Below are 26,639 nucleotides of genomic sequence, written 5' to 3' on the forward strand. Positions count from 1 at the left end.
AATCACCTTTTAATTCTTATTCTCTAAATATTTTAGAATTTGACTACATATATACTTAAGGTCCTTGTTCTCTAAAGGATGTTTAAAAGGTATTGATAATACCCTTGGCCATAAATAATCTATATTTTCTGACTCAGTTGCGTACTTCGAAAAAATAGGGATCTCACTCAGGGGTAAATAATTCCAACAAGTTTGTATACCTTTTTCCGCTAAATGTACAGAACACTCATATCTATCAGATGGTTCTTTGAATATAATGGTAAAATAGTTCAAATAAACATTCTGAGCTGAAAATATAATCTTAACGCCATACTTTTCTTCAATTTCCTGCAGCATTGTATAACACAGACTAGCATTACATATATTTATGTCTAAAATCCTCTTTGTTTTCTGTAGGTGTTTATCAATTAACAATGAACGTACTATAGACATTCTTTTTGGATTTATAACGTCCGCTTTCTCCGGTAAAGAATCTAATTTACTATTATTATAGAAGGGCAGAATCTCTAATTCCCTCCAATAATTAGTAAATAAACTCAGTACTCTACTCTTTTTTATTCTTATAGCCAATTGTGTTTTTAAATGATTCTTATAATCTAAAATTACTTCTTCTTTCTTTTCTTCATCCATGTCACACAATTCACTTATTGTACGATTAAGAAGTAACGCCCCTCCCCCTATACTCGGGATTGGTTTAGTTCCCCCAAAACTTAAAATACCAATGTCGCCTAAACTACCAACTGGCTTTCCATTTTGATAAGAAAACATTGCTTGTGCAGCATCATCGATGATATAAATATTATTTTCTCTAGCCCAGTCAATAATTTCTAAATCGTCATGACATCCATACAAGTGTGTAAGAATAATTGCCTTTGTATTAGCATTCAAATGTTTTTTTATTTTATTAAGAGAAATTGAATGATTCGTGTTTAAATCAATTAATACAGGTTTTGCTCCCACTGTTAATATTGCTTCTATCACATTGGGACAATTAAAGTTTGATAGAATCACTTCATCTCCCTTTACTACTTTTAGGTACTTTAAACCAACAACTAATGCAGATGTACCACTATTAGTTAATATAATTTCTGCATCCGGATAAAAAGCTTGAAGGCTTTTTTTTAGGTTAGAATTATTAGGTCTATATACACTTTTCAAAAAAAACACATGATCAGATATACTCCAAAGAGAAGAATATATGGGATACTTAATTTTCTTTGGATTCTTAGGATATAGATACTGTGTTTCCATACTTCTCCCCTATTATTATCTCTAGTCCTTTATCTAATGAAATAATTGGTTGATAGTTTAAAAATAATTTAGCTTTCTCTATTGAAGGGATTCTTCTAAATATTTCAATACTAGAATTTCTGACTCCCTCTTCACCTAAATTAAGAAATTTAATTTTACTTTTATTTCCCATTAATTCATTAATTTTTATTGCTAGTTCTTCCATAGATATAGGTTTGTTATTGCCAATATTAAAATCTGCAAAGTTCTTTCCTTCATATTCAAAGGCTAGTATAGTTCCGTTAACAATGTCACTTATATAACTAAAACATCTAATTTGCTGTCCATCTCCATAAATAGTAATATCTTCGCCACTATGAGCTTGTTTTAAAAACTTAGAAATTACAAAGTTATCATTTTGTTGTGAACCGTATACATTAAAATAACGTACCACTCTGATTTTCAAACTATTACTAGCATATTCTTTCAAATAATCTTCGGACATTAATTTAGCTTTTCCATAAGCTGATTTTGGAATTTTAATATCATTTTCTTTAAACGGAACACTCAAACCATCCCCATATACCTCCGAACTGGAAGAAAACAATAATTTTCCTATTCCATTTTCGCTACAAACTTGTACAATATTTTTCGTACCTTCAAAGTTCACTCTCACTACATCCTCTTCATTTAACCGGCAATTATCAACACCCACTAATGCAGCTAAATGGATTACCCCATCGACATTAATAAGCTTTTCTCTTAATGTTGCAATATCTAAAATATCAATTTCCTTAAAAGGAACATCAATACTTGGTTTAACTTTATCAAATATAACTACTTCATAACCTCTTGCAATTAACTCTTTTGTAACATGTTTACCAATAAACCCTCCGCCACCAATAACCCCAATCTTCATAGATATTTACCTCCCTATTTTTAATTGATATAAACTTTTTAAAGACGTAATAATATGTTCAACCTCATTGTCTGTAAGAGCACTATACAGTGGTAATGAAATAATTTGATTAAATACATCTTCCGTTTTAGGTAAATATACGTTAAATCTCTCTTTATAATACGGATGCATATGAACAGGAATAAAGTGAACACTAAGCCCAATATTTCTCTTTTTCATTTCTTGAATTACCTGGTCTCTACTTACAGGCGAATTAGAATTAATTTTTATAACAAATAAATGCCATGCGTGTTTTACACTTGGTTCGTTAGTATAATTAGGTAATGTTATATACTCTTGAACCTCTTTTAATTCCTCTTGGTACCTTTCAGCTATTCTCTTGCGCTTTTCAATCATTTCATCAGCTCTTTTTAACTGACTAATACCCAAACTAGCTTGTAGATCCATCATGTTGTATTTAAACCCAGGCAATAGAACATCATAACGCCAGCTTCCTTCTTCACCATAACGATTCCATGCATTTTTGGTGATACCATGCCAACCATATAACCTCGCTTTTTCAGCAATCGATTCATTTTTAGTGACTAACGCTCCACCTTCACCTGTTGTTATATTTTTTGTGGCATAAAAACTAAAACAAATAACATCTCCATGTGTACCAATTAAAGTATTCTCATATTTTGTTCCTAATGCATGCGCCGCATCCTCTATCAAAAGCAGTCCGTATTCTTTACATAATTTTTGAAGTTCTTTTAATTTAGCCGGGTATCCAGCAAAGTGAACTGCAATAATTGCTTTCGTTTTTTTAGTGATTTTTCTTTTAACATCCTGAAGATCAAGACATAAATTCTCTTCATCTATGTCTACAAATACTGGTTTTGCACCTACATGCATAATAACGTTTACACTAGAACAAAAAGTAAAACTTGGAACTATTACCTCATCTTCTAATCCAACTCCCAGAGACAATAATGCTAAATGTAATGCGGCAGTCCCTGAATTACAACTTACTACATGTTCAGTATTCAGATATTCTTTTAAATTCTCTTCAAACTCTATCACTTTTGGCCCCTTTGAAAGCCATCCAGATTTAAGGGCAGAAACTACCCTATCTATATCTTCATCATTGATTTCCGGTCGATAAAAAGGAATAAACTCTACCATGTAATCACCTACAAACTTATAATATTTTTTTTATATACTGATTCATCTTTAAATATGTTTCTTGTGTCTAAAATTAAGCAATTTACCTCATTAAGCAATTTAAAATTAATGCAATCATGATCCGTATGAACAATAATTAAAGCGTATTTGTCTAATTGACTTAGGTTTAAATCTATAGATTTTTTCAATGTGTTATTGCCCACAATGAGTTCCTCTATAAACGGATCGTAATAATCCACGTTATAGTCTTCTATCATTAAATTATTCATAATATCCAAAGCTGGCGATTCCCTAGTATCATTAACATTCTTTTTATATGCTACCCCAACCATAAGAATATTCTTACCATCTTTATCATGTAGTAACTGTAGTGCTCTATTAAGAACATACTTAGGCATGTTTTCATTAATTTCTCTTGCCACATCAATCATTTTTGTTGCTAAATCCTTATTATTTGCAATCCACTTAAAATAAATAGGATCAATCGGAATACAGTGTCCTCCTACGCCAGGACCAGGATAGAATTTTTGAAATCCAAATGGCTTAGTTCCTGAGGCATCAATTACTTCCCAAATATTTATATTTAACTCATTACAAATTTGTGTCATTTCATTAATAAAAGCGATATTTATAAAACGATACGTATTTTCTAATAACTTAGCTGTCTCTGCTACTTCTGGACTGCTTACCTTATGAATATCCTTAATTAAGTTACTATAATAGGCTGCTGCACAATCGGTACAATTAGATGTAACTCCACCTACGATTTTTATAATATCTTGAATTGAAAACGATTGATTTGCAGGATCGATTCGCTCTGGAGAGTATGCTACAAATATATCTACACCAATTTTAAAATTAGTTGTCTGTTCTAATTTGTATAAAACTTCTTCTCTTGTAGTACCTGGATAAGTAGTACTTTCTAAGATAATTAATGTACCTTTTTTAATGTATTTAACTATTTCATCAACTGCTGAATGAATATATGTTAAATCTGGTTGTTTACTAGTTCTTCCTAATGGTGTAGGAACACATATAACTACAACATCACATTCGTTTATATAATTCATTTCTGTACTAACAAAAAATCTATTTGTATGTAAAGCATCTTGGATTTCAGTATCTTGAATATCACTGATATAACTTATTCCACGTTCTAGTTTTCTTATTTTTGCTGAGTTTTTATCAAAACCTCTTACCGCATAACCTACTTCTAAACATTTAAGAGCCGATGGTAGTCCAACATAACCTAGGCCTACATATCCAATACACGCATTTTTATTTGCAATTTTTTCAACTAATAAACTTTTAGTTTCATTATTTAATACTGTGACCATTACTTATCACTTCCCCAAAAGATTTGATATTAAAATGCTTACTAGCAAATAATAACTGTGCGTTCTAAAATCCCATGGATGCATATAAAATACTGAATTAGCAACAAACTACATTTTTAGCACTATCAATCCTCCTAATTTAATAAACATCTAAATTTGTAGAAAACTCATCTGAAATATCAAGGTGTTATTTATATCTATAATATTCACACGTTTTTTTTGGAATTCAATTGATATTTTTCTATTTTTTTACTTTCTCAATATATAATAATATTTATAATTCAGAAAATTCTCTTTTGAAAAAAACCAAATATTTTTATATCATTAAAACAACATAATAGTTGTTATATCTACATTTAGTACGATTTTCATCCATAAATAAAGAAAAAATTCCAATTATAATTATCCAATAAATTCCATTATTTAGTTGTTTAAATGAACATTTAATCATAACTAAAATGGATGAGTTTCATATTTTTTACTTTTCATTAAAATTAATGGAAAAAGATCTATCTGAATTATAAAAAACAATTTGAAATATATTCAAATTGTTGGCATAACAGATGAATTTATTAATACTTGTTGATTTTGTAATAATTCTCAAATACATATACTTCCTAATGCTACCCACAACTCATAATTCCGCATTACATCAAAAAAATCGCAACCCTCTACATTTAATGGATGTTGCGATTTTTATGTACAAATAATTTTTATAAATTTTGCGTTAACCTAATCATATCCATACATTGAATACCATTTTCATATATTTCTTCATTATAATTTCGTAAGAAAAAGTCCTTATCCACACTAGTTATTCTAAAACCACATTTTTGATAAAGGCCTAATTGCATTAAACTAGAATTTCCTGTGCCTATTTCTATAGTTTTATATTCTTCTTTTTTAGCATAGTCTATAGCAAATCCAAGCAAATATTTCCCATATCCTTTTCCTTGCTCTTTTTCAGAAACTGCTATATTTATAATCTCAATTGTTTCAGTTCGGGTAGGAATTAAAATCATAATACCTACAGTAACAGCATCTTTTTTTAATACAAAACAATCTCCCTTTTTAAGATACCCATTAACTACTTCTGTTGAGGGATCAGCAAGCAATAATAAATCCATTTCCTCCATGTTAATACTTGTACTTTTTTCTATACTAATTCTATCCCCATTATTTAATTCCATTTCTAACATCCTCCCAATTAATATTTTCAATTAATATCTTAAATGAATTCCTTCTTGTAAGACAATATCAACAACAATAGTAATTTACATAATACCAATTCCATCGTCTTACGCTATGATTGGCTGACCGTTTCCATCAAATTGTTTCCATTCATATTCTAGCTACTGCTTTTACAACTTCAGGAGGAACATTTTCTTTTAATGATGCGTTATGAGGCCTTACTCCTCTTCTAAAATAGCGTAATAATATTCGTCCCACCATTCATTCCCATGTGGTATACACTTCCTGAAATAGCCTTCTCTTCTCATTCCAATCTTCTCCATCACTCGATATGATGGTATATTCTGTGGCTGACATGTAGCTATAATTCTATGTAACTTCAATTCCTTAAACCCATATTCCAATGTAGCTTGTGCTGCTTCAGAAGCATATCCTTTATTGAAATAATTAGGATTGAACACCCAACCAATCTCATATGTATGCTCACCAAAATATTTATGAAAAACAATATGACCAATTAGGATATTTTCATCTATTAATACCACCGGAAAGTTCTTAGCGTTTTCACCAATGTTTTCATTCACAAAGTTTCTTGTATCTTCTTCAGTAAAAAAACCTTCAGGTATGTATTTCATAGCATTGATATCTGATGTATACTCATGAACTGCTTGCCAATCTTTGAACTCAAATTTTCGTATTAATAATCTTTCTGTTTTTATAAACATTTACTATTCCCCCTCAAAAAATTGCACCTATATTTTAAATTCACTTTTAACCCTTAAAACAAAAAGAACTTGTAGGAATCTCTACAAGTTCTTTTTGTTTTAAGGTGAAAATACGGGCCAAACAAACTATCTTACAGCTTGACTGTAGAAACTTTAGGGGTAATGCTTTGACAAATATATTATATAACAAATATTAACATCTACGGGATTTATTTTTTGAAAATTATGTGAATCAAGAAAGAAAGTAGTTTTTTTCTTAGATATTATTGTTAATAACTGGGTATCATTATATTTCATTCTGCAACTTATTTAGAAGAGCTATGTACATTTCGAAGAAGTTCTTCAATAAGTTTTGTTTTTTCATTGACCTTTGTGGCATATGTGAAATCACCATAACAATATGGATACCTGAAATTATTTCTATTTCCACCACAAGTATACATCGCTGGATTTTGATCAACTTTCATCTTAGAAAACTTTTTGGCTGAATCCTCCGAGTGTTGTTTAACTTCTTGACTAGCAACAAAATCAATATACCCTGGCCCCATATTATAGCTTTGAATAATTGTATCCATGCTAACATCCTTGTCCGTTCCATATTTGTACATTTTAGCAAAGTGTTTTACCCCTTGTTCAATGCTCAAGCTTGTCTCTTGAATTTCATTTGGCTTTAATCCAAGTGATTCGGATGACTGCATAGGATCGTTTCCCTCACCTCTACTCTCTTGGTACATAATTCCTAATAAAACTGCTGTTTTCTCTCCTAAATTATATTTTTCTAATTCTTTTTTCAAGGTAGATTCATATTGCAATACACGTTTTTCGGTGGCTAGCGCTTTATTTTGTTGAATATTGGTCTTATGATTAAAATATAGCATTCCAAGTATTGTTCCTAAACCTAAAATACTAATAAGGAACACTTTTATAATTTGGTTTTTACTTATATCCTTCATATATTACTCCTCGTATAAGAAATTCAATTTTCCCAAAGATAATTGGTTATTTACAAACTATGTAATGAACATCTATCTCCCGCACTTTTTTAGACTCAAACATCAATACTTTAAGGTTTTAAGTTTAATATAAAAATTTAAAGATAAGGTAAAGATAAGATAAAGATAAGATAAAGGGCATTTTTTAGCGTACTTTAAAAGATATTGGTACAAAGTGATATGTGGAACAATTTGTTGATATGAATGGATTTAGTGATAATTGAGAGGTTATCGTACAAGTTATTAATTTTGAAGATATCATTCCAGAAGATTTACCCTATCTTTTCAATATGCTTTATATAAAAAACTAAAATATAACATATAATAAAAAACGACGAACCCTCCACGTAGGAGAATCCACCATCACAAATAACTGATTATTTCACACCTAGTTTTTCTTTTGCTTTCTTAGGGAGCTCGTCTTCCTGCACTTCCTCCCAAGCTGTTACACCTTTTTTCTCTGAGTGATATACACGTAGGAATGCTTCTTTACGAAGATTCTTTTGTGCCATAAATTCTAACTCTTTTTCTTTACCTTCCTTATCAAAACCCGATAATGTATATTCATACTCCTTTCCCATCACTTTACCATCCATAGATTTTGAAACTCCCTCTTTTCCATCCATTGTAATTTGAACGTAATATTCATCTTTACCCATACGATTGATATCACATCCAACTAGTAAACTTGCAAATACAACTAAAAGACTAAAAAATGCCATATATTTTTTCATATTGTTCACCTCATTGATTTTCTATGATACTGTAATCTTAATCTGTTCTGGTTTGAAGAGAAATTCAAAAACATTACGTCAACATTACATTTTCGAAAGATAACAAAATTACCTATATCAATGTTTATAAATGAGATATTCGCTTAACCATTAAAAATTATTTAAACAATTACTTTCTTCATTTTTTTACTATTTCATAACTTGCTTCAAATTCACTCTTCACATTTATTGCCTTTTAACGATTATCACACATGACTTAATACATTATTGAAAGAAAAAAAGCTCTGCACTATGCAGGCTTTCTTTATGATTTCACTACTAAATTATTCATAAAACTCTCTATAGAATTCGCCTGGAATATGCGGAAATAAGGAGATTGAACGTCGTAATATTTGTCGGTAATGATAAGAATTGAAGGAAAGAATTTAGAAGTTTTCGGTTGCCAATATTCATTATGCCATTCTTGACTATGGAAGTATAACTCATATCTGTTTATCTTATCTTGCATTATCTTTTTACTGTACACTGACTTTTGAACTTCAATAAAGAATGGCGACCTACGCCATATAGTAAAAGCATCCGGCTCCATATATTCCTTCCCATACTTTGGTTCCACTTTGAATAACTTAGGGTTTTCATAATGAACAAGTTGTTTGTATACGTCCACAATACCAAGGAAATGAGGAATTTTTTGACTCGTCTTTCTGATAGAACTAGGTTGCGGAAAATAAATGTATGGGTGTTGCAATACGTTAGCATCAACATGACCGTCTCTTCTTAATCGTTTCATAACCGTATTACAGCAGGTTATCGCATTCTTTAAGCCTTGAAAATGCAAGTCAATAATATCGTCTCGGGACATGCATCTAAATTGCTTCAAATCATTCAGAATTCCTTTATCTCTACTCTTCATCATCTAACACCCCAAATAACGGAATTTCTTCTTGCGATGAATTCTTGAGTATCTTCTCCTCTTTAGACATGCGATATGGTTCAACCATTTTTTTCGCCTTACTTAATTCTAAATAAGGAGCTTGCACTTTCTTTAATCCATTTCGTTTAAAAATCATTTGGCCAGATTGCTCTAAATACTCTGAACCAGGAGTACCCATAATATTACTATTAATTACACTATCACATTTAAAGCCCATTCTTACAGTCATATTAAGTTTTAACTTACCATCTAACACCTTGGCATCTGGCCTCTGCATACTAAGCAAAAGAAAAATTCCAAGTGATCGCCCGACTGCTGAAATCTTTTCAATCGTAGACATACACTCTTTTTCATCTTTAAGCATAGCCACTTCATCAATAGCAAGTAGGATATATGACTTTTGATGATTTGGATTTAATTTGTTGTACACATCAATATGATCAACTTCATATTCTTCCATAAGCTTTCTTCGTTCCCTGATTTCCTTCCATAACTTTTGAAGCATTATTTTCATTTCGATTTCTTCCATACAAACTTCTTTTACATGCTTCACTCTACGCAAAAAATGAAATTCAGAGTTTTTTAAGTCACCAAGGTACAAATGTAACTTTTCAGGAGACATATATTGAATAAGTGTGGATAATACAACACGTACCATACTACTTTTCCCGCTTCCCGTTTCTCCTGCAATTAATAAGTGCGGTGAATTGGAATCAATCATATCGTATGCTATCATTTTTCCGAATTGGTCCCTGCCGACCACAACAGGTAAACGGTAATCTTTTAATAGTGGCTTCCATTCTTTATAACAATAATTGTACGATTTTAGTCCAGCATTTGAACGAAATACATGTAGGACAAATTTTTTCACATCACCTTCAATCGTAATATTTCGTCCTAATATTTGCTGGAAACAAAACCACTTCTTTTCAATCTTCTGTGGATCTAAACCGTTTGGTATGGTAAACACATATCTCACACTTTCTGCTGAGGAAGAAACAATATGTACCTTTGGATAAATAGGCACTTTTCCCCCGCGTGTTTGATGTTCCGTATATAAACCTGCTTTTCCGAACACCTCCATAAGCTGATTCCTTAACCTTTGCGTACGAAGCCACTCCTTTATAATCCCCATTACTCCCTTCCCTCCTTAAAACATGATTACGATACGAACAAATACATATCCAATCAAGCAAACTCCACCAATTCGCGTTCCGTGATAAATACCTTCACTTACAAATTTAGCTGCTGATATATAGTCATGTCGCACCAAGTATTTTTCTAACATGACTGCTCCGATTAAAATCGTTCCCATAACTCCTAATGCAATGTAAGTATGTAATACCTGATCCGACATATGAAGGAATGCGAAAGGACTTAATGAATTGTATTTACGTATTTTTTTTTCTTTATCTTTGTATGACCGATCCATAAACTCGCGAAAAGGAATTGTTTCTTTACTAGCACGCATTTAAATGCCCCCTTTATAAACAGAATTTAGAATGTAGATATTACATAGCTTCATCTACTTAATACCGTGGTAGTTTTACCTTGGTAGATATCTTGATAAATACTGTGGTAATCATTCGCAACTTACTTTGGTAACCTCGTATTCTTCTACCTTAATAAATAACGTGGTAGCTGCTTTGATACATCCTATTGTGGACAGCTTGTACATTATGTAAAAAACTTTTTCCGTCTATGCGAATAGTTTTTTACATTTATGTCCACAATGTTGAAAATAGGTTCAGGAGGGATTTAAGTGTTTTGGAAATTCGGAGGTAAAAACCGAACGAAATTAGGTAATTTTTTAGATCGGAATGGCTTCACCCAAAATGATTTAGAAAAGACCGCGAAATTAAGTCGTCCTACAGTTTCAAAGGCGTGCAATGATAAAGAATACATACCTAGTCCAACTGTAATGAAAAAGATTTTAAAAGTTATTAGGCAAATAAAACCCAACGTTAAATCCACCGACTTTTGGGATATGTAAAAACTGGCTAACTAGAGTCAGTTTTATTTTTTTATAAAAAACCCTTTATAAAAGAACATATATTCGCATATAATAAGAACGTACGTTCCATTATTTAAGGTGGAATAAAGGTGTATGACTACTCAATATTGCCAAATCGAATTGTTTTATGTGTAGATCTTCGTAGCTTTTATGCAAGTGTGTCCTGTATCAAGATGGGCTTAAACCCACTTCATACCAAATTAGCTGTAGTAGGAGATGTAAACAGGAGTGGCTCCATTGTTTTAGCTGCAACACCACCACTAAAGGCATTAGGTGTTAAGAAAATGGCAAGATTGTACGAAATACCACGACGTAAAGACATTCTTGTGGTAAACCCAATTATGGGAACTTATATCAAATGCTCAAATTACATAACAAAATTAGCTTTACAATACGTTCCGATTGAAGATTTCCACCAATACAGCATCGATGAATTCTTTATGGATATTACAAATAGTATCCATCTGTTTGCGAATGAGCCATATGAATTCGCATTGAAATTCAAACGTGAAATATATGAGAAAACAAGAATTGAATGCACGATTGGGATTGGGCCTAATCCTTTAATGAGTAAGATCGCTTTAGATGTGGAAGCGAAGAAGACAAAAGACTGCATCGCATATTGGAAGTACGAAGATGTACCCATAAAATTATGGCCGATACGACCACTTAGTAAGTTTTGGGGGATTTCAGGTAAAACAGAAGCAAAGTTAAATCGAAAAGGAATATATTCAATCGGAGATTTAGCGCAATACCCGCTCAAATACTTAAAACAAAGTTTTGGGGTTATTGGCGAAGAATTACACTTACATAGCAACGGCATTGATTTTAGCCGCATTGCAGAAAAATACATACCAGCAACAACTTCAATTGGTAAAAGCCAAATACTCATGCGTGATTACACAATAGAAGAATTTCCGATTATCCTTCTGGAACATATCGAGGAAGTTTGTTATCGGATGAGAAGACAAAACAAACTAGCTCAAACAATCCATTTTTCCATTGGTTACAGTAACGCTGGTGGTTTCAGAAAAACTCACACTATGAACCGACCAACTAATTTAACAATGGATATCTATCATATTTGTACATATTTTTTACATAAGTTTTATACAGGGGAACCAATTAGATCTATCAATGTTTCTTTAACCAACTTAATCAATGAAGGTGAAGAACAAATATCTCTTTTTGACAATGTAATACAACGAGAAAAAGAAATGAAATTAACGAAGGTAATGGATGAAATACGCACTAAGTTTGGTAAGAACAGCATATTAAGAGGAATTTCTTATACAAATAGTGCTACAGCAAGATACAGAAACACATTGTTAGGAGGACACAAATCATGAGTGCGAGACGTTATCGACTAAGTAAAAACGTTGGTATTACAACGTTTTTAGCGACAAACGATGGCTGTTCTTTAAAGAAATAAGCTAAGGCTACAAGAACAGGATAACTGTTCAGACAAGTGAGAGGAATGAAGGAGTAACGACCTGAAACTCTCCCAGTGAGATTCCCGACAGCATACGTTAGGCATAGCGTGATGTTGGAAGCAGGGTAAAACATGCAATCATTATCCGAAGTACCCTACAGGATAACCGAAAGCCATTCGGAATAATAAACCAAATGGAACTGATAAAGTATTGTATGCTGTCAACCGACATGGTGAGAATGTGTAAACACTGACGAACTTGCGAATGTACGCCTCGATATTGTGACGGGTTAGAAATGACTCGGAGTCTGAAAATAAGACTTGTCTAATGGATTGGAATAATTCATGTTGTAACAATCCTAACGTTGTTATAGGCAACGGAGCTAGGTACGGGGTATAGCAAGCACCTAAACCGGAGGTCATATGACCTTTAAAACAATGATAGTCTGAACGGAACGTCGAAAGCTACTAACGTTGAGAGAAATCTCTATCGGCGGATATAGTTGAATGCGAAACGGATAACCGAGTGAAGTCTTCTTAATAGTAGTGAGAGTAGTGGCACGACCCGAGAAGGTTCTGTAATGGAACTGGAGGAACAGCCACAAGCCTACATTGGAGGAACTGAATTTCCATCTAATCTTGCATGGATTCTGGTAAGACTCAAAAGGTCACCAAAAATCAATACAAGAGTAGGTGATAGACCATGAATGACAAATCTAAGCCCACGCTAAAGGATAAGAAACTTAGACACAATGAATACTACGGTATTCAAACTGTCCTAGACGGCTTATACCAAAAAGCAACCAAAGGAAATTCTTTCAATAAACTGATGCCTACTATCACATCAGACGAAAATATACTCCTCGCTTTTCGTAACATAAAAGGAAATAAAGGGAGTAAAACATCTGCCTGTGACAACATAAACATCAAGGATATTGAAAGAATGAATCAGAGCTATTTCTTGAATGAAGTTAAAAGACGCTTTCAAAACTACCAACCACAAAAGGTAAGACGAAAGGAAATTCCTAAGCCCAACGGAAAAACAAGACCTCTCGGAATACCAAGTATGTGGGATAGAATTATCCAACAATGTAATCTTCAAGTTTTGGAGCCTATTTGCGAAGCGCAATTTTGTAATAGAAGTTATGGATTCCGTCCGAACCGAAGTGCAGAACATGCCATAGCAGATAGTACAAAAAAGGTAAACCAACAAAACCTTACTTATGTGGTAGACGTGGATATTAAAGGATTTTTCGACGAAGTAAATCACGCCAAACTCATGCGTCAAATATGGACACTGGGTATACGGGACAAACAATTACTCGTCATTATCCGAAAAATATTGAAAGCACCAGTAAAAATGCCTGACGGTACAACAATGTTTCCGACGAAGGGAACTCCGCAAGGAGGTATCCTCAGCCCTCTGCTCGCCAATGTTAATCTTAATGAGTTTGACTGGTGGGTTAGTAAACAATGGGAAACATTCAAAGCCCAAAAGGTAAAGCCTAGATACAAAGATGGAATCTGGAGTAACGACAACGTAACATACGTCCTATCCAAAACATCAAAAATGAAACCAATGTACATCGTAAGATACGCAGATGACTTCAAAATCTTCACAAACACACGAAGTAATGCAGAGAAAATATTCGAAGCATGCCGAATGTGGCTAGAAGAACGATTGAAACTGCCTATCTCAACCGAGAAATCCAAAGTTACCAATCTGAAAAAGCAAGAGAGTGAATTCTTAGGTTTCTCTCTCAAAGCTACAAAGAAAGGAAAACGGAAAAACGGGAACACACGATACATTGCAGAAACACATGTATCACTAAAGGCACTGGAAAAGACGAAGCAAGATTTAGCAAAACAAGTGAAAAAAATACAGAAAACCCCGAACTCTATTGAAGCAATCAAAGGAATTAATTTATACAACAGCATTGTCATTGGCAAGCACAACTATTACAGAATAGCAACGCATGTCAGCATAGACCTCGATAAAATGGGTTTAGAACTCGACTGCATGATGTATAACCGTTTCCCTAAGGCAATAAGAAGAGGAAAAAGCAACACTAATGGATACACGAATATAGGAAAATATGAAGGAAAAGACAAAGGTATAAAACCCTATCTAAAGTCAAAAAGGATGAGGTATCTCATGAGACGTCCTATCCTACCAATCGCCTATATTCAACACAAAAGTCCGTTGATGAAAAAGCAGGCCATTAACAAGTACACCGTAGAAGGACGAGCCTTGATACACAAAAACTTGGCAGACATAATCGAAACAGAACTTAAATGGCTAAGAGAAAATCCAGTCATAAATGGGCAGACAACCGTTGAATACAATGACAATCGAATCTCTCTTTACGTAGCTCAAAAAGGTAAATGTAGTGTGACAGGCGAGAAACTCCTGCCCTGGGATATCCATTGTCACCATAAGCGATTATGGAGTGAAACAAAGGATGACAGCTACAAAAACCTTACCATCATCAAACCAAGTGTTCATAGACTAATACACGCAACCAAGGAAAAAGTCATAAATCAACTACTCAATGAACTTAAACTCACTGAGGAACAGCTAGACAAACTTAACAAATTGCGAAAGCTAGTCAAAAACGAGGAAATCTGTATTGAATCACAAACTGAAGTGGGATTAAATCATGAACAACTAGCGTTGTTTGCTTAGAATTTATCATTATTAGATGGAAAGAACACTACAATATAGGTGGACCGCGGTATGCCGTGAAAGTGGCACGTACCGTGCGGATCGGGAGAAAAGTTAGAGATAACTTCAAAAACTTACCTATCGATATACAACGCTAATATGCCAAAGGGAAGAGGAATGGTGAAATGGACTCCATTTGCTGCAATGACAGAACAATTTGATGGTATACGTGAGATTATTAAGGAAAAGAATAAAGTAGCACGTCCAATCTTAACTTCTGAAAAAAAAGAACTTATCGAGAACATGTTATTATGCTCATTACTATCTGAAGAAGAGGTGTTGATTACATATTACGAAGATGGCTATTTGCTTACTAACTATATGACCGTAACTGATATTGATCCATTGAATTGTTCTATACTATGTACAGATGCTTTTTATAACAGAATTAATCTTAAATTCATGGATATTATTGATGTAAAATAAAAGAATTCCATGCTAAGTATAAATGTTAAATGTGATGATTGCGCTCCCCCCTTGAAATAAATGAATTCGAAGCTAAGGATATGAAACTATATTTTAAAGATATAATAAATGAAACTTGAGTCAAAAATATCTTATAGTAAAAGAGACTCCATTATAGAGTCTCTTTTGCTAGTATACTCATATGGAAGTATCTACTGTAGAATAAAAATAAAGTTGTTTAATTTTTGATAAAAAATATTTCACCAAACGAAAAAATAACAATAAAGTCGTTTGAAAATCTAAGTTTTATCATTTTAGCCAAGAAGACTCCTTCCTCAAGGAACGCGAAGTGAGTAGGTGGGAGATGAATTGGCTTCGGACAAGAGATGGCAGGAAGCCATCATAATTGTTCGACATACATAAACTGTTACTTTACCATCTATCGAATATATGTTTGTTGTATGATAGACATATGCAGAACTGGAGGTAAAATCAATGATGATTAATAAAGCATATAAATTTCGTATCTATCCAAATAAAACACAAGCAACCCTAATTAATAAAACAATTGGCTGTTCTCGTTTTGTATTCAATTATTTCCTATCTCTATGGGATAACGCATACAAAGAGACGGGGAAAGGTTTGACATATGGTACATGCTCTGCCAAACTTCCTGCCATGAAGAAAGAGTTTGTTTGGCTAAAAGAAGTGGATAGTATTGCGATTCAGTCGTCTGTTCGCAACCTTGCGGATGCTTATACACGCTTCTTCAAAAAACAAAACAGTGCCCCGCGTTTCAAATCTAAGAAGAACAACGTACAATCTTATACCACAAAACAAACAAATGAAAACATTTCTGTTGTAGGAAACAAGATAAAGTTACCGAAACTAGGCCTTGTTCGATTTGCCAAAAGTCGCGAAGTAGAGGGGCGTATTGTAAATGCTACAGTTAGACGGAACCCTTCTGGCAGATACTTTGTGTCATTGTTAGTCGAAACAGAAGTGCAAGAACTTCCGAAAACACATTCTTACATTGGAATGGATGTGGGACTAAAAGATTTCGCCATTTTGTCAGATGGAACAACCTATAAAAATCCGAAGTTTTTTCGATCATTAGAAGAGAAGTTGGCAAAAGCACAGCGTATTCTTTCTAGAAGAATGAAAGGATCTTCTCGATGGAATAAACAACGAGTAAAAGTAGCTAGAATTCATGAATACATGACGAATGCTAGAAAAGATTACTTGGACAAAATCTCGACTGAAATCATCAAAAACCACGATGTTATCGGTATAGAGAATTTGCAAGTATCGTATATGTTAAAGAATCATAAGTTAGCAAAAGCAATTAGTGAGGTATCATGGTCACAGTTTCGAATCATGTTGGAATACAAAGCAAAATGGTACGGCAAACAAGTCATTGTCGTATCGAAAACATTTGCTTCCAGCCAATTATGTTCTTGTTGTGGATATCAAAACAAAGACGTTAAAAATCTAAACCTACGTAAATGGGACTGCCCCTCTTGTCGTACACACCATGATAGGGATATTAACGCAAGTATCAATCTAAAGAATGAAGCGATAAGGCTTCTAACCGCAAGGACTGTGGAGATAGCCTAATAAATTAGAGTTAGATAGAACTCTTTACTTAGGAACCCCCCTCTTCTAAACGAAGTGAAAGTGGGGGTAGTTCAAAGAAAACTAACTGTACAATACGCAAAAGAATCCAATCCAAACGCATTTAAAATTCTTTGATTAAAGAGATAAAACATCGCAACTTTGTTCAAAGCTTCGCGTCTTTCTTACAAACATCGTGGATTTATTTCAAACCCACAGAAAGAACATTATCAGAGCGGTTTTGATATAGATGTAAAACTACTATATTTCCAAAGAACGTGTATAAACTGTGACAAACAAAAGATATAGTGTTAATAGCAATAATATTAATACACAAGTAAAATACACGATAGAAATACGCTTTCTATTCTCTTTCCAATTACGTATGCTGGAAATTATAAAACTTACTATCACCATGCAACAAATTCCTACCAAAAACACCAATACATACTCGTGAATAATAACACCACAAATTAAAAATACAACTGCTAATATTGCTAATAGTGAATGTATTACACGCAAAAATAACCTCTCCTTATCTCATTGGAAACTCCGCTAATATATTATTATTTAGCAAACAGATGGTTTCCAATTTGTGCAACGGTTTGACGTGTTGTAATCCATTTGTCAGTCGATGTTTGAGGATTATAGAAATAAAGCCAATCAGAATTTGTTCCTTTTGAAGTGAGAGCCTCTTCTACTGCCATTCTTGCTTCCTGTGTAGCAGGCTGATTAATTCTACCGTCTGTAACAGGAGTAAATGCATAACCATTTTTAATCGGTTCGTAAATTACGCCTGTAATTGTATTTGAAAAACCATTTGCGTTAGCACGATTTAATACTACCTTTGCAACTGCAACCTTTCCTGCATGCGGCTCTCCCCCTGCTTCTGCATTTACTAATCGAGCCATTAAATCCACTTCTTGTAATGAAATACCAGTATCAATCTTTAAGTGCTGACCGACAAAAATATGGTTTTCGTCTACGTTATTGTTTTGTTTTATTGACTGTATTGAAACCTTATATTGTTGTGATATAGAACTTAATGTATCCCCACTTTTCACTTGGTAAATTGCTTGATATGTATTAGTTGAAACTGGTGAATTATTTTTTTGAACATATTTGTTTGCAGTTGACGATACCGGAATTGTTAAACGTTCTCCAATATAAATTTGATCATTTGCTTTATTATTTTCTTGTTTAAGTGATTGTACTGATACCTCATATTGTTTACTTATTGCTTCTAGGGTATCATTTTTTTGAACCGTATAAACCGTTGAAGCAGCAGTCCCTACTGGATTTGATACTACTGTAATCATTGCAGCAGATAATGGTAACCAGGTTTTCGCCTTACATAAATTCATTCAAAAAATCCTCCTAAAAATTATTATGTACTCTTAATATGTTTAAGTTAAAAACAAATCAAGCTATTTATAGCGTAACAAAACATTGAATTCAAGTCATTGAATTTGTATTTCTATATAATAATTGGGTTGCTTATGATATTGAAATTGAATTATTATAGTTATGTTTCAAAAGAATCGGACAATCTAATTCTTAAACTAAATATGGTGAAAGTAGAGGCTTATTTCAATTGCCTAATAGTTTCTTTACTAAGAACTGTTACTATATGCTATACTGACTCCTAATTAATTGTAGAAGGAATGATAAAAATGAGTGATAGATCCTCAAGACGATGGAAAATGCAACAAAAGTTACGGGCACTGAAAACAAAAAATAGCAATGATACAAACCCTTTGTTTAATGAATGTATTGAATCTCTCGGAGAGGAAACTCTCATTTTCTCTCAAAATAAAAGCCAACAAATTGCAAATACTTTAATAAATTCATTTCCTATAACTGTCTCTGGAAGAATAGATTGGGAACAGATAGACAATCAATTAATAGCTTTAAATAAAGAGCAACTAATTTCCCTTATTAAAGAAAACAAACCAGGTTTTGATGAACAAATTTTTATACTATGGGATAACTATGAAATCCCTGTAATAAGCACAAATCTTGATAAAGTATTCCAATCACTAGTTGATATTGATGCAGTCAGTTTTTATTTCTGGTTATTGGATAAAGAATATAAATTTATAATTGAAATAAAAAATGAAGAAATGATTATGGTTGGATTTCGCTAATAATCCATTCCACTTTCCTCATTCTCTTTTTCTATAAATGAGCTTTTTCCTAGTAGGTTATAGCAAACGACAAGAATATTATTTTTTTCTTCTAATTTCGTGCTTATATTCGTTTATTTTGTTATATTTCCTTAACAACAAACAAGACGCCACCCAGATTACAGAAGCGCCTACAATACTTGCTATAAACTTAACAAAACTTATTTACCTTCACGTCATTTATTTCTTTGTTTCCATACCCCATTTTCTTTACGATAAGTATTCTTTCCATTCATGAATCCCGCTGTATTACCAGGAATTCTATATTTCTTATTCTTAGCTTTCTTCTTCATCCTCTTTTCTTCTTGAACAGTTTGCAGATCCACCTTCCATTGTTTCAGCAAATCCTCTTTACGTCGCATCGAATTTGTACCCCTTATATTGAAATATTAATTCAATAATCACATTATATACATTTAAATATTTTTTCAATAAAAAGATAGCACCCTCGCTACTGGTGCTATCAGTGTGAATTGGGGTTATCCTGAGCATTGAATAGGACACGAAGAACTCGTCCTATTACATAATATGCTTGTCCCTATTATAATGTGCATTAAAAAAGCAGCCTCGCACAGGTGCCAAATGATACATATAATTTGAGGTAACTAGCATGTTCGAAAAGACCCTTCCATGTATGATTCGATTATCTTTATACCTAAATGACTCCTTAAATATGTTTAATGTGTAATTTCTATATAACTAAAAAAAAGCAACCGCATCATATAACTTTCTATCTTTCTTTAGCAGCTATTCGCTTTACGTTTAGTGGTTGAGAGAAGACTAAGAATCTTCTCATTTATACTCCATAAGTCCAATCATTACTTCTGTTGTCCCATCGCCTTCGCTAACCGATTATGGTTACACAACATGATACCCATAAAACATTTACATCTATATATATAGTTGTAAAAATAAATAGTTAAGTGTTAAAATAGCATAGGTTCTCTTTAGGGAGTTCTCATCTAAATTAGCAAGAGTTTAAAAATTCTCGAATCTTAGCCCCTTGGAGCGCCCTCCAAGGGGCTGAACTAATTAACATATAGATTTTATGTACCTTTATTATTTTTTAACAACCTTATTAATCGTGAATACATTTCACGTTCTTCTTTCAACTTTTCTATATAATTGTGAGCAGCATGAAAAACATCAAAAAATTGATTAAGAAAAAGCACTGCCAAAATCTTCAGCAATGCTTTCCCATTAAACATACTATGATAATGAACGTCTAATTTTTTCTACTCATGAGTTCTGTATACCCATATATATTTATTTTAGATTTAAGATACGTTCTATTTCCTTCACACTCAACTTACTTGCTTTTGCAATAGTTTCAAGTGGTACACCAATTTCATGCATTCCTCGGATCATCTGCATCTTACCTTGCTCAATGCCTTTTTCCATGCCTTCTTGTTCTGCATGAGCTAACTTAGCTTGTTCATCTAGAAGTAATTTCTCCCGAGCTTCGTATGCTGTTCGGAAAGAAGAATCATGGCTCATATTTTCCCATTTATTTATTGCCTTTTGTAAAATTGGATCTTGATTCATCGCAATCTCCTCCAATGTTTGAGTTAAATGTTCATCTTCATGTGCTGGTAATAGTAACATCCAACGAACAAATGTATTTTCCCACGGGTTTACTTTTTCTTCACGCCATTGTTTTACCAATTTCGGTATCTCTACAAAATGGATTTCAATGTCGTCACTTAATAGTTGCTGCATTTTAGTATTCCATAATTGTCCGGTGGTATGAAATGCATCATCCTGAGAAAATAAAATAAAGTCTAGTAAGTTAATGGTAATCGTTTTCCGAAGTGAACGATATGGCATTCCTTCTTGCATTTGGGATGTATAAAGTTTACTCCAGTAATATAAAGATCGCTTTACCATATCATGTGTATTTCGAAGCTGAATTTCGATATTTACTTGCGTTCCATTATCTAGTGTTGCTAATAGGTCTAAAATCGATAACTTATCATCTTCATAAGATTTATGGAGATGTGGATCATCTAATTGTAGCGATGTAATAGCTGCATCTAAAGATTCCTCTAAAATTGCATTTAAGAAACCCGTTAAAATTTCCTCATTTCCTTTCGTTCCAAATAACTGTTTAAAAGCAAAATCAATGCGTAAATTTACTAATTTAGTGGACATGGATTTCCTCTCCCTGCCTATATTATCTCTTATCCTTATTGTACATAAAAAAAGGTAGAACTTGCAAACAGGCTCTTATGTTATCAAGTTGTCTAAACCTATAAAAACTTGTGATTCCGACAAAATGGTATTTTTGATTCCACATGCACCTCTATTTCTATATCTAATTCCTCATTTTTAACAGCCTTATATAAATTCTTTAAATGATCAATTTTTTCCAAGGCGCTTTGTTTTAAATATTCTTCGGCTCCTACTATTTTTAAATTAATATCCCACTCATACAACACTTTATCTTTATAATATTTCCTATAATATTACACTTTAAAGAGAAACTAAAAACTCATTTCATCATTTTTCTTTTCTGAATTCCTACTTAATATAACTAGTTTTAGTTGTTCATAGATTTTCTGTGTATCTGGTGTACTCTCAGCTTGTCTACGCTTACGTTTTACCGTCGTACCATTTTCCACTATTACATCATCTTTAGTTTCTGCGACCATTTCCAGGTGTTCAAGTACCGCAATAAGTTCTAATCCTTCCATTCCTTCTGACTCTTTAACTTCATCTGCATCATCAATTATTTCTAGCTTTTCTGTTTTTATAATTTTCTCTTTTTCTTTTTTTAGTTCAATTGCTGGTTTCTCTTGTGACCTGCTCTCTTTTTCTATGTTAACTTCAGAAGCTTCAATGACCTCTAAAGGTTTATTTTTAACATTTACTTTTTTATTTGCTTTTGATATAACATTTTTCACTTTCATCGCTCTTAAAGAAGTGGATATTTGATTTAGTATTCTTCCTAACCCATAGAAACGAATTGCTTCAACTATGACACCCATTACAATTCCAAAAATCCATGAATTCGAAAAATAACCAACTAAGCCAAACGTTATAACTCCTGGTAAATATAAGCTGGCATAGGCTATTAAGTTAGGTATAGCTTTTTCTACTGTTAATTTGAAGCTATATTTAATTATTATATATATAGTACTTAACCCCACTATTAAACCAGCCAGACCTATTAGCAAATTTTTAAAAGTTTCACCTACCATTATAATTTCCTCCCTTAATGCTTTAATTTTAATAACTCGTAGTGTTTTCACATTACAAATTAACAAATCATCGCACTTTCTTTATAGAAAACCTCTAAATAATGGGACCAGCTTAATTGTTTTTAAATATAAAAACCCTTTCAGGTATATGAATAATTGCAAGCAGTTTTGCTCTACAAAATCATAGCCCCGAAAGGGTTATATTAGTAATTGATTATGAAAAGTAAGAAAAAAAGAAAGTCTTATCTATATAATACCTTTAATTGTCTTAATTTTCAATATATAATAGTTAGTTCTTCTAATCGATAAAAACAAAAAAAGTATCAAAAACAGGCCTTCTTTCTCGCAATGGTATATTATAAATTATTAATCAATATATACATATAATTTATTTCCCGAAATCTATAAAAAATAAAAGTAGATATATTTCAAACAAAAGTTGAGTTATGAATATCAATTCATCGTTAGAACAACAGAGAGCCGCTTCAGCATATTTACCTGAAGCAGCTCTTGTTATCTCAAAAATGGTAATGGTACTTGCTGAATTCCGTTTTGAGTTGAAATATAAAAAGATTTTGCGAATCCCTCACTGTGAATACATTCGTCTATTACGAGCATTATAGGAATCTTTCGTAAGTCTAACATTAGCTCCTTTCTAACATGTTCTGCCAAAGCGAGATTTGATACAGATAAAATAAAAATACCTGGTAAACTCTTCGTATTTTCGAAGTTCAATAAATTATTTGGCCCATTTTGAATTTGATCTTCCCAAATTTTCAATCGCGATTTTAAGTGCTGTGCATATCGCTGCCCCTGTTGCACCCTTTCAAATATGAAGTTTTGATTTCCAATTGGAGCTTTAATTTCTCCAACAGCAATTGGATTATAACCATTACCAGTACCTTTTAGCTTTGGATACCAGCACCAGTTTTTTAATAGCTGTTGGCCTACTGCAAACTCATATTTTATTTGATTCATAGTGACAAATCTTTGTACCCCTGCTACTCCAAGTTTTAACCACTGTTCTGGCTTTAAAGAATAGTTTGTATTACGGTTATGGTAAGCCCACATCATTAAATGACCAGCAGTATTTAGAGTAATTGGAGCAGAGGTTTTAGGCTGATCCGGAAATAGCCCCGATTTTATCTCCCATCTACTAACAAATCCATACAGTGCCAGTTTTTTCAGCGATTCTGAAACCTGAGACCTACTAATTTTGGATTCCACAAAATTTTTAATTTGAGCTTCAGTAATCGCTAATGAATCCCAAATAAGCTTTAGTATTAAATTATCTTTTTCATTTATAAAACCTGAATTAATTCTGTCATAAATACTGCGTAAATCTGTGAGTGGTTTGAATTTATCTGGAAAAATTGGTCCCCCCTGTAAAGAGGGGTCATCCCAAAGTGATAAAGATTGGTCCCTATTAAGCCAATATTGAACCGCCTTTCCATTCTCTTGTACGGAAACCTGCGGCGCACTCATTAGTTATATAAAAACGCCGTTGGATCGTTAACTTTTTTGCGTCCAAATGGAAACTTAAAGATAACCCCCGACCCTCTCTCTTTTTCCACATCCACACTTACAATTCTCATACTTACTACGTCATCCAATACTGGCTGTTCGATTGTTTTAGGGACAATTCCTTTAATTGTGCAGCCTTGGTCCAATTCAACAAAAACTCCAAAACGCGGGTCAACATTTACAACCCTTCCTACAATTGTATCCCCTTCAGCTAATTCAGATAATAACTGATAAGGATTTTCCACGGCTGCTTTTCTAGAAACGTGGATTAGTCGCTGTTCTGGGTTAAATTGTAGAACCTTAACTGGGATATGTTTACCAATTGGTGCATAGCGATCCACAGCGTTTTTATACACTCTTCCATAGTTTAGTTCATGTAATTTCATGAAGCATTCTGCACCATTGATGCGTAAGAATATGGTTGGAACCTGAGCATTCATGTTATATCCAGTTACCTCAGCTTCGTAAGTAGGTTCCCGAAGTCTTTCATCTTGCTCCAATTCTATTAACTCACGAATTAACGCATCTGCCGATCTCCTGCTAGCTTCTTTTACTGAAACCTGTACTTTATTTACATCCAGTTCATCAGACATTTGTGTAATTACTACATTAAAAATATTACCTGTGAATTGAGTAATACTTCTAAAAGAGTAATGAGAGAAGTCCTCTTTTTTACAAATACCTATAATTTTTCCGTTTTCAAGGGCGAACTCAGCATATTCAGTATCTGAATCGTCTTTATCTTGTCTTTTAACCGTTCTCAATACTGCCTGAATTGGCTCCTTATATCTACGTAATGCTTGTAGCTTTTCATAAGTTTTTGACTCCATAAAAATATCTCCTCTCCCTCATTCAATATTTAAAAATCCCAAAATAATACTTCTACTAGAATTATTGTTACTTTTAACTGAGAAACTAAGTTTTTTAGAAATATTCTCTAAAATTTTTAATTGTTTTTCACTAGATCTGCACCTTACCTTATTCATAAAGATTAAAAAATGGACAACTTTTCGTATATGATTATATGGATGGACAGTATACAAAAAAATTAGCTTTAAAGAGCTAAAAAGGTAGATATAGATAAACTTGAGAAAAAAGCTTATTTGAAGGATTAGAAGATGAGCCTTTTACAACCGCTATTAGTGAATACATTATTAAAAAAACCTCTTTCTGCATTCTTATAGACAGAAAAGAGGTTTTATATTGTACAATATGCAGCATATTCTTTTGATGCCGTGTTAATTCATTATATTGATATGAAGTACTATTATTTTTTATAAAAGTGAATTTTGTGCTTACAAAATAATTGTTTAAACTCCCTTTCGGGATATATACTGCTTTGAGATGAAATTATAGAAAAAATCCACACACTTTGAAAAGGTTTAATGAAAATGTATAGATTTTAATTTTGGATTCCTTAAGCTTTTATAAAAAAGATTGTTTATTTTATGTAATCTACTTAAATGAATGCAGTTTTCAGTTTAATAATATTCCTTCATAATCAGCATATAAATTTCACTTTTTAAAGATACATTTTGTTCATTGGCCTAACAGAAAAAGTTAAAAATCCTAACTCATGTTAGTAATTTTTCCTGTTTCTGTTGATAAATATAAAAATACTGCCTAGTACACTTAATGAAAGCACGAAATATAACAATAAATCAGGTAGAAATTCTGAAGAAACTATATCTATTGATTGAAAAATATATATGGCAATGATACCTACAGATAAGATATTGTACAACACATTATTTGTTTTATATTGAATTTCTCTCCCTCTTTCGTCTTTTGCTTCGTCACTGGACTGAAATTGTATTACGTACATCTGACTGATGAATATTACAACTAAAAATAAAATTTTTAACCACAACATATGACTCACTCCTCCTGATAATCGAACACGTCAGTTATTGGCTTTTCAAATTCATTTGCGATTTTAAAGGCAAGAATTAGAGAAGGGTTATATTTATTTTTTTCAAGAGTAGCGATAGTTTGTCGACTAACACCCACCCTTTTTGCCAGTTCTTCTTGCGTCCAACCTTTTTCTGCTCGGCAAACTACAATTCTATTATGTAACAAAAGCAACACCTCTTAAGATAATTGTAATTTATTTCTTACAATCCGTAAAGTATTTTTGACAAAATGGTTTTTATAAACAGTTAATCTTCTTTCAAAATAGTTAAACTTTATTGCAAATCCACACTTTCTTTAAAACAGTACGACTTTATTTCAAAGTTACAGTAAACACTTAAAAACCCCTCTTATTAACAACGCTAAGAGGGGTTTTTCTATTGTAAATTGATAATATAGTTA

25 protein-coding genes and 1 pseudogene are annotated in these 26,639 nt (G+C 32.7%); 7 read left to right on the forward strand and 19 right to left on the reverse strand.

All coding sequences use genetic code 11. From position 1 onward, the window contains the following. Positions 1-9: 9 nt before the first annotated feature. The 7 genes from MKX31_RS27100 to MKX31_RS27130 all read right to left on the reverse strand — a co-directional run bounded on the left by MKX31_RS27100 (position 10) and on the right by MKX31_RS27130 (position 7,519). Positions 10-1,251: an aminotransferase class V-fold PLP-dependent enzyme gene (locus MKX31_RS27100; RefSeq protein ID WP_222655457.1), complete on the reverse strand. Its 1,242-nt coding sequence runs from the start codon at positions 1,249-1,251 to the stop codon at positions 10-12. Beyond that, positions 1,226-2,149: an NAD-dependent epimerase/dehydratase family protein gene (locus MKX31_RS27105; RefSeq protein WP_340981735.1), complete on the reverse strand. Its 924-nt coding sequence runs from the start codon at positions 2,147-2,149 to the stop codon at positions 1,226-1,228. Before MKX31_RS27105 ends, MKX31_RS27100 begins: the two co-directional genes overlap by 26 nt. A 6-nt stretch (positions 2,150-2,155) precedes the next feature. Beyond that, on the reverse strand, positions 2,156-3,313 hold the full coding sequence (locus MKX31_RS27110) for a DegT/DnrJ/EryC1/StrS family aminotransferase (protein ID WP_340981736.1): 1,158 nt from the start codon (positions 3,311-3,313) through the stop codon (positions 2,156-2,158). 8 nt (positions 3,314-3,321) lie between these two features. Then, on the reverse strand, positions 3,322-4,650 hold the full coding sequence (locus tag MKX31_RS27115) for a nucleotide sugar dehydrogenase (RefSeq protein WP_262787465.1): 1,329 nt from the start codon (positions 4,648-4,650) through the stop codon (positions 3,322-3,324). A gap of 713 nt (positions 4,651-5,363) precedes the next feature. Further along, on the reverse strand, positions 5,364-5,840 hold the full coding sequence (locus MKX31_RS27120; protein WP_222655461.1) for a GNAT family N-acetyltransferase: 477 nt from the start codon (positions 5,838-5,840) through the stop codon (positions 5,364-5,366). A gap of 219 nt (positions 5,841-6,059) precedes the next feature. Then, positions 6,060-6,566, reverse strand: a complete 507-nt coding sequence (locus MKX31_RS27125) for a GNAT family N-acetyltransferase (RefSeq protein WP_340981737.1) — start codon at positions 6,564-6,566, stop codon at positions 6,060-6,062. 305 nt (positions 6,567-6,871) lie between these two features. Next, positions 6,872-7,519, reverse strand: a complete 648-nt coding sequence (locus tag MKX31_RS27130) for a lysozyme family protein (RefSeq protein ID WP_262787469.1) — start codon at positions 7,517-7,519, stop codon at positions 6,872-6,874. A gap of 218 nt (positions 7,520-7,737) precedes the next feature. Between MKX31_RS27130 and MKX31_RS27135 the strand changes: the two are divergent. Then, positions 7,738-7,857, forward strand: a pseudogene (locus tag MKX31_RS27135) (vancomycin resistance histidine kinase VanS); the annotation flags it as partial. A 78-nt stretch (positions 7,858-7,935) separates the two neighbouring features. Here the strand turns inward: MKX31_RS27135 and MKX31_RS27140 are convergent. From MKX31_RS27140 to MKX31_RS27155, 4 genes are all read right to left on the reverse strand, one after another. Next, positions 7,936-8,292, reverse strand: coding sequence for a YxeA family protein (locus MKX31_RS27140; RefSeq protein WP_071731700.1), 357 nt, complete (start codon positions 8,290-8,292; stop codon positions 7,936-7,938). A 304-nt stretch (positions 8,293-8,596) separates the two neighbouring features. After that, positions 8,597-9,172: a replication-relaxation family protein gene (locus tag MKX31_RS27145; RefSeq protein WP_098079891.1), complete on the reverse strand. Its 576-nt coding sequence runs from the start codon at positions 9,170-9,172 to the stop codon at positions 8,597-8,599. Positions 9,173-9,194: 22 nt separating this feature from the next. After that, a complete protein-coding gene (locus MKX31_RS27150; RefSeq protein WP_340981738.1) occupies positions 9,195-10,361 on the reverse strand; it encodes an FtsK/SpoIIIE domain-containing protein in 1,167 nt (388 codons plus the stop codon). Between the two features lie 15 nt (positions 10,362-10,376). Then, positions 10,377-10,697, reverse strand: coding sequence for a hypothetical protein (locus tag MKX31_RS27155; RefSeq protein WP_001202739.1), 321 nt, complete (start codon positions 10,695-10,697; stop codon positions 10,377-10,379). Between the two features lie 291 nt (positions 10,698-10,988). Here MKX31_RS27155 and MKX31_RS27160 point away from each other — a divergent pair, with 291 nt between their 5' ends. From MKX31_RS27160 to tnpB, 5 genes are all read left to right on the forward strand, one after another. Then, positions 10,989-11,219, forward strand: a complete 231-nt coding sequence (locus MKX31_RS27160) for a helix-turn-helix domain-containing protein (protein WP_000498616.1) — start codon at positions 10,989-10,991, stop codon at positions 11,217-11,219. Between the two features lie 110 nt (positions 11,220-11,329). After that, positions 11,330-12,589, forward strand: coding sequence for a Y-family DNA polymerase (locus tag MKX31_RS27165; RefSeq protein ID WP_340981739.1), 1,260 nt, complete (start codon positions 11,330-11,332; stop codon positions 12,587-12,589). A gap of 786 nt (positions 12,590-13,375) precedes the next feature. Beyond that, complete coding sequence (ltrA, locus tag MKX31_RS27170; protein ID WP_340981740.1) at positions 13,376-15,358, forward strand: group II intron reverse transcriptase/maturase; 1,983 nt, start codon at positions 13,376-13,378, stop codon at positions 15,356-15,358. A gap of 123 nt (positions 15,359-15,481) precedes the next feature. Next, positions 15,482-15,823, forward strand: a complete 342-nt coding sequence (locus tag MKX31_RS27175; RefSeq protein WP_340981801.1) for a YolD-like family protein — start codon at positions 15,482-15,484, stop codon at positions 15,821-15,823. A gap of 474 nt (positions 15,824-16,297) precedes the next feature. Further along, positions 16,298-17,419, forward strand: coding sequence for an IS200/IS605 family element RNA-guided endonuclease TnpB (gene tnpB, locus MKX31_RS27180; RefSeq protein WP_340981742.1), 1,122 nt, complete (start codon positions 16,298-16,300; stop codon positions 17,417-17,419). Between the two features lie 563 nt (positions 17,420-17,982). On the opposite strand, the gene MKX31_RS27185 is transcribed toward tnpB, so the two are convergent. Next, positions 17,983-18,780 carry a LysM peptidoglycan-binding domain-containing protein gene (locus tag MKX31_RS27185; RefSeq protein WP_222655466.1) on the reverse strand — a complete coding sequence of 266 codons (798 nt, stop codon included), beginning with the start codon at positions 18,778-18,780 and terminating at the stop codon, positions 17,983-17,985. Between the two features lie 309 nt (positions 18,781-19,089). Here MKX31_RS27185 and MKX31_RS27190 point away from each other — a divergent pair, with 309 nt between their 5' ends. After that, complete coding sequence (locus MKX31_RS27190; RefSeq protein ID WP_222655467.1) at positions 19,090-19,563, forward strand: CDI toxin immunity protein; 474 nt, start codon at positions 19,090-19,092, stop codon at positions 19,561-19,563. Positions 19,564-19,778: 215 nt separating this feature from the next. Here the strand turns inward: MKX31_RS27190 and MKX31_RS27195 are convergent, their stop codons facing one another. The 7 genes from MKX31_RS27195 to MKX31_RS27225 form a co-directional block, all read right to left on the reverse strand. Beyond that, on the reverse strand, positions 19,779-19,964 hold the full coding sequence (locus MKX31_RS27195) for a hypothetical protein (RefSeq protein ID WP_098103479.1): 186 nt from the start codon (positions 19,962-19,964) through the stop codon (positions 19,779-19,781). Between the two features lie 904 nt (positions 19,965-20,868). After that, positions 20,869-21,753 (reverse strand): Rpn family recombination-promoting nuclease/putative transposase, encoded by an 885-nt coding sequence (locus tag MKX31_RS27200; protein WP_340981744.1) that lies wholly within the window; start codon positions 21,751-21,753, stop codon positions 20,869-20,871. Between the two features lie 332 nt (positions 21,754-22,085). Next, the gene (locus tag MKX31_RS27205; RefSeq protein WP_340981745.1) at positions 22,086-22,802 is read right to left on the reverse strand and encodes a hypothetical protein; all 717 of its coding nucleotides are present in this window, start codon (positions 22,800-22,802) and stop codon (positions 22,086-22,088) included. 513 nt (positions 22,803-23,315) lie between these two features. Then, on the reverse strand, positions 23,316-24,287 hold the full coding sequence (locus tag MKX31_RS27210) for a hypothetical protein (RefSeq protein WP_340981746.1): 972 nt from the start codon (positions 24,285-24,287) through the stop codon (positions 23,316-23,318). Beyond that, positions 24,287-25,156, reverse strand: coding sequence for an RNA-binding protein (locus tag MKX31_RS27215; RefSeq protein WP_262787855.1), 870 nt, complete (start codon positions 25,154-25,156; stop codon positions 24,287-24,289). Before MKX31_RS27215 ends, MKX31_RS27210 begins: the two co-directional genes overlap by 1 nt. Positions 25,157-25,905: 749 nt before the next feature. After that, on the reverse strand, positions 25,906-26,199 hold the full coding sequence (locus MKX31_RS27220; protein WP_000964484.1) for a hypothetical protein: 294 nt from the start codon (positions 26,197-26,199) through the stop codon (positions 25,906-25,908). 5 nt (positions 26,200-26,204) lie between these two features. Continuing rightward, positions 26,205-26,405 carry a helix-turn-helix transcriptional regulator gene (locus MKX31_RS27225; protein WP_000903070.1) on the reverse strand — a complete coding sequence of 67 codons (201 nt, stop codon included), beginning with the start codon at positions 26,403-26,405 and terminating at the stop codon, positions 26,205-26,207. Positions 26,406-26,639 lie beyond the last annotated feature (234 nt).

This window comes from Bacillus sp. FSL M8-0063, from assembly GCF_038005545.1.
Taxonomy (GTDB): domain Bacteria; phylum Bacillota; class Bacilli; order Bacillales; family Bacillaceae_G; genus Bacillus_A; species Bacillus_A wiedmannii.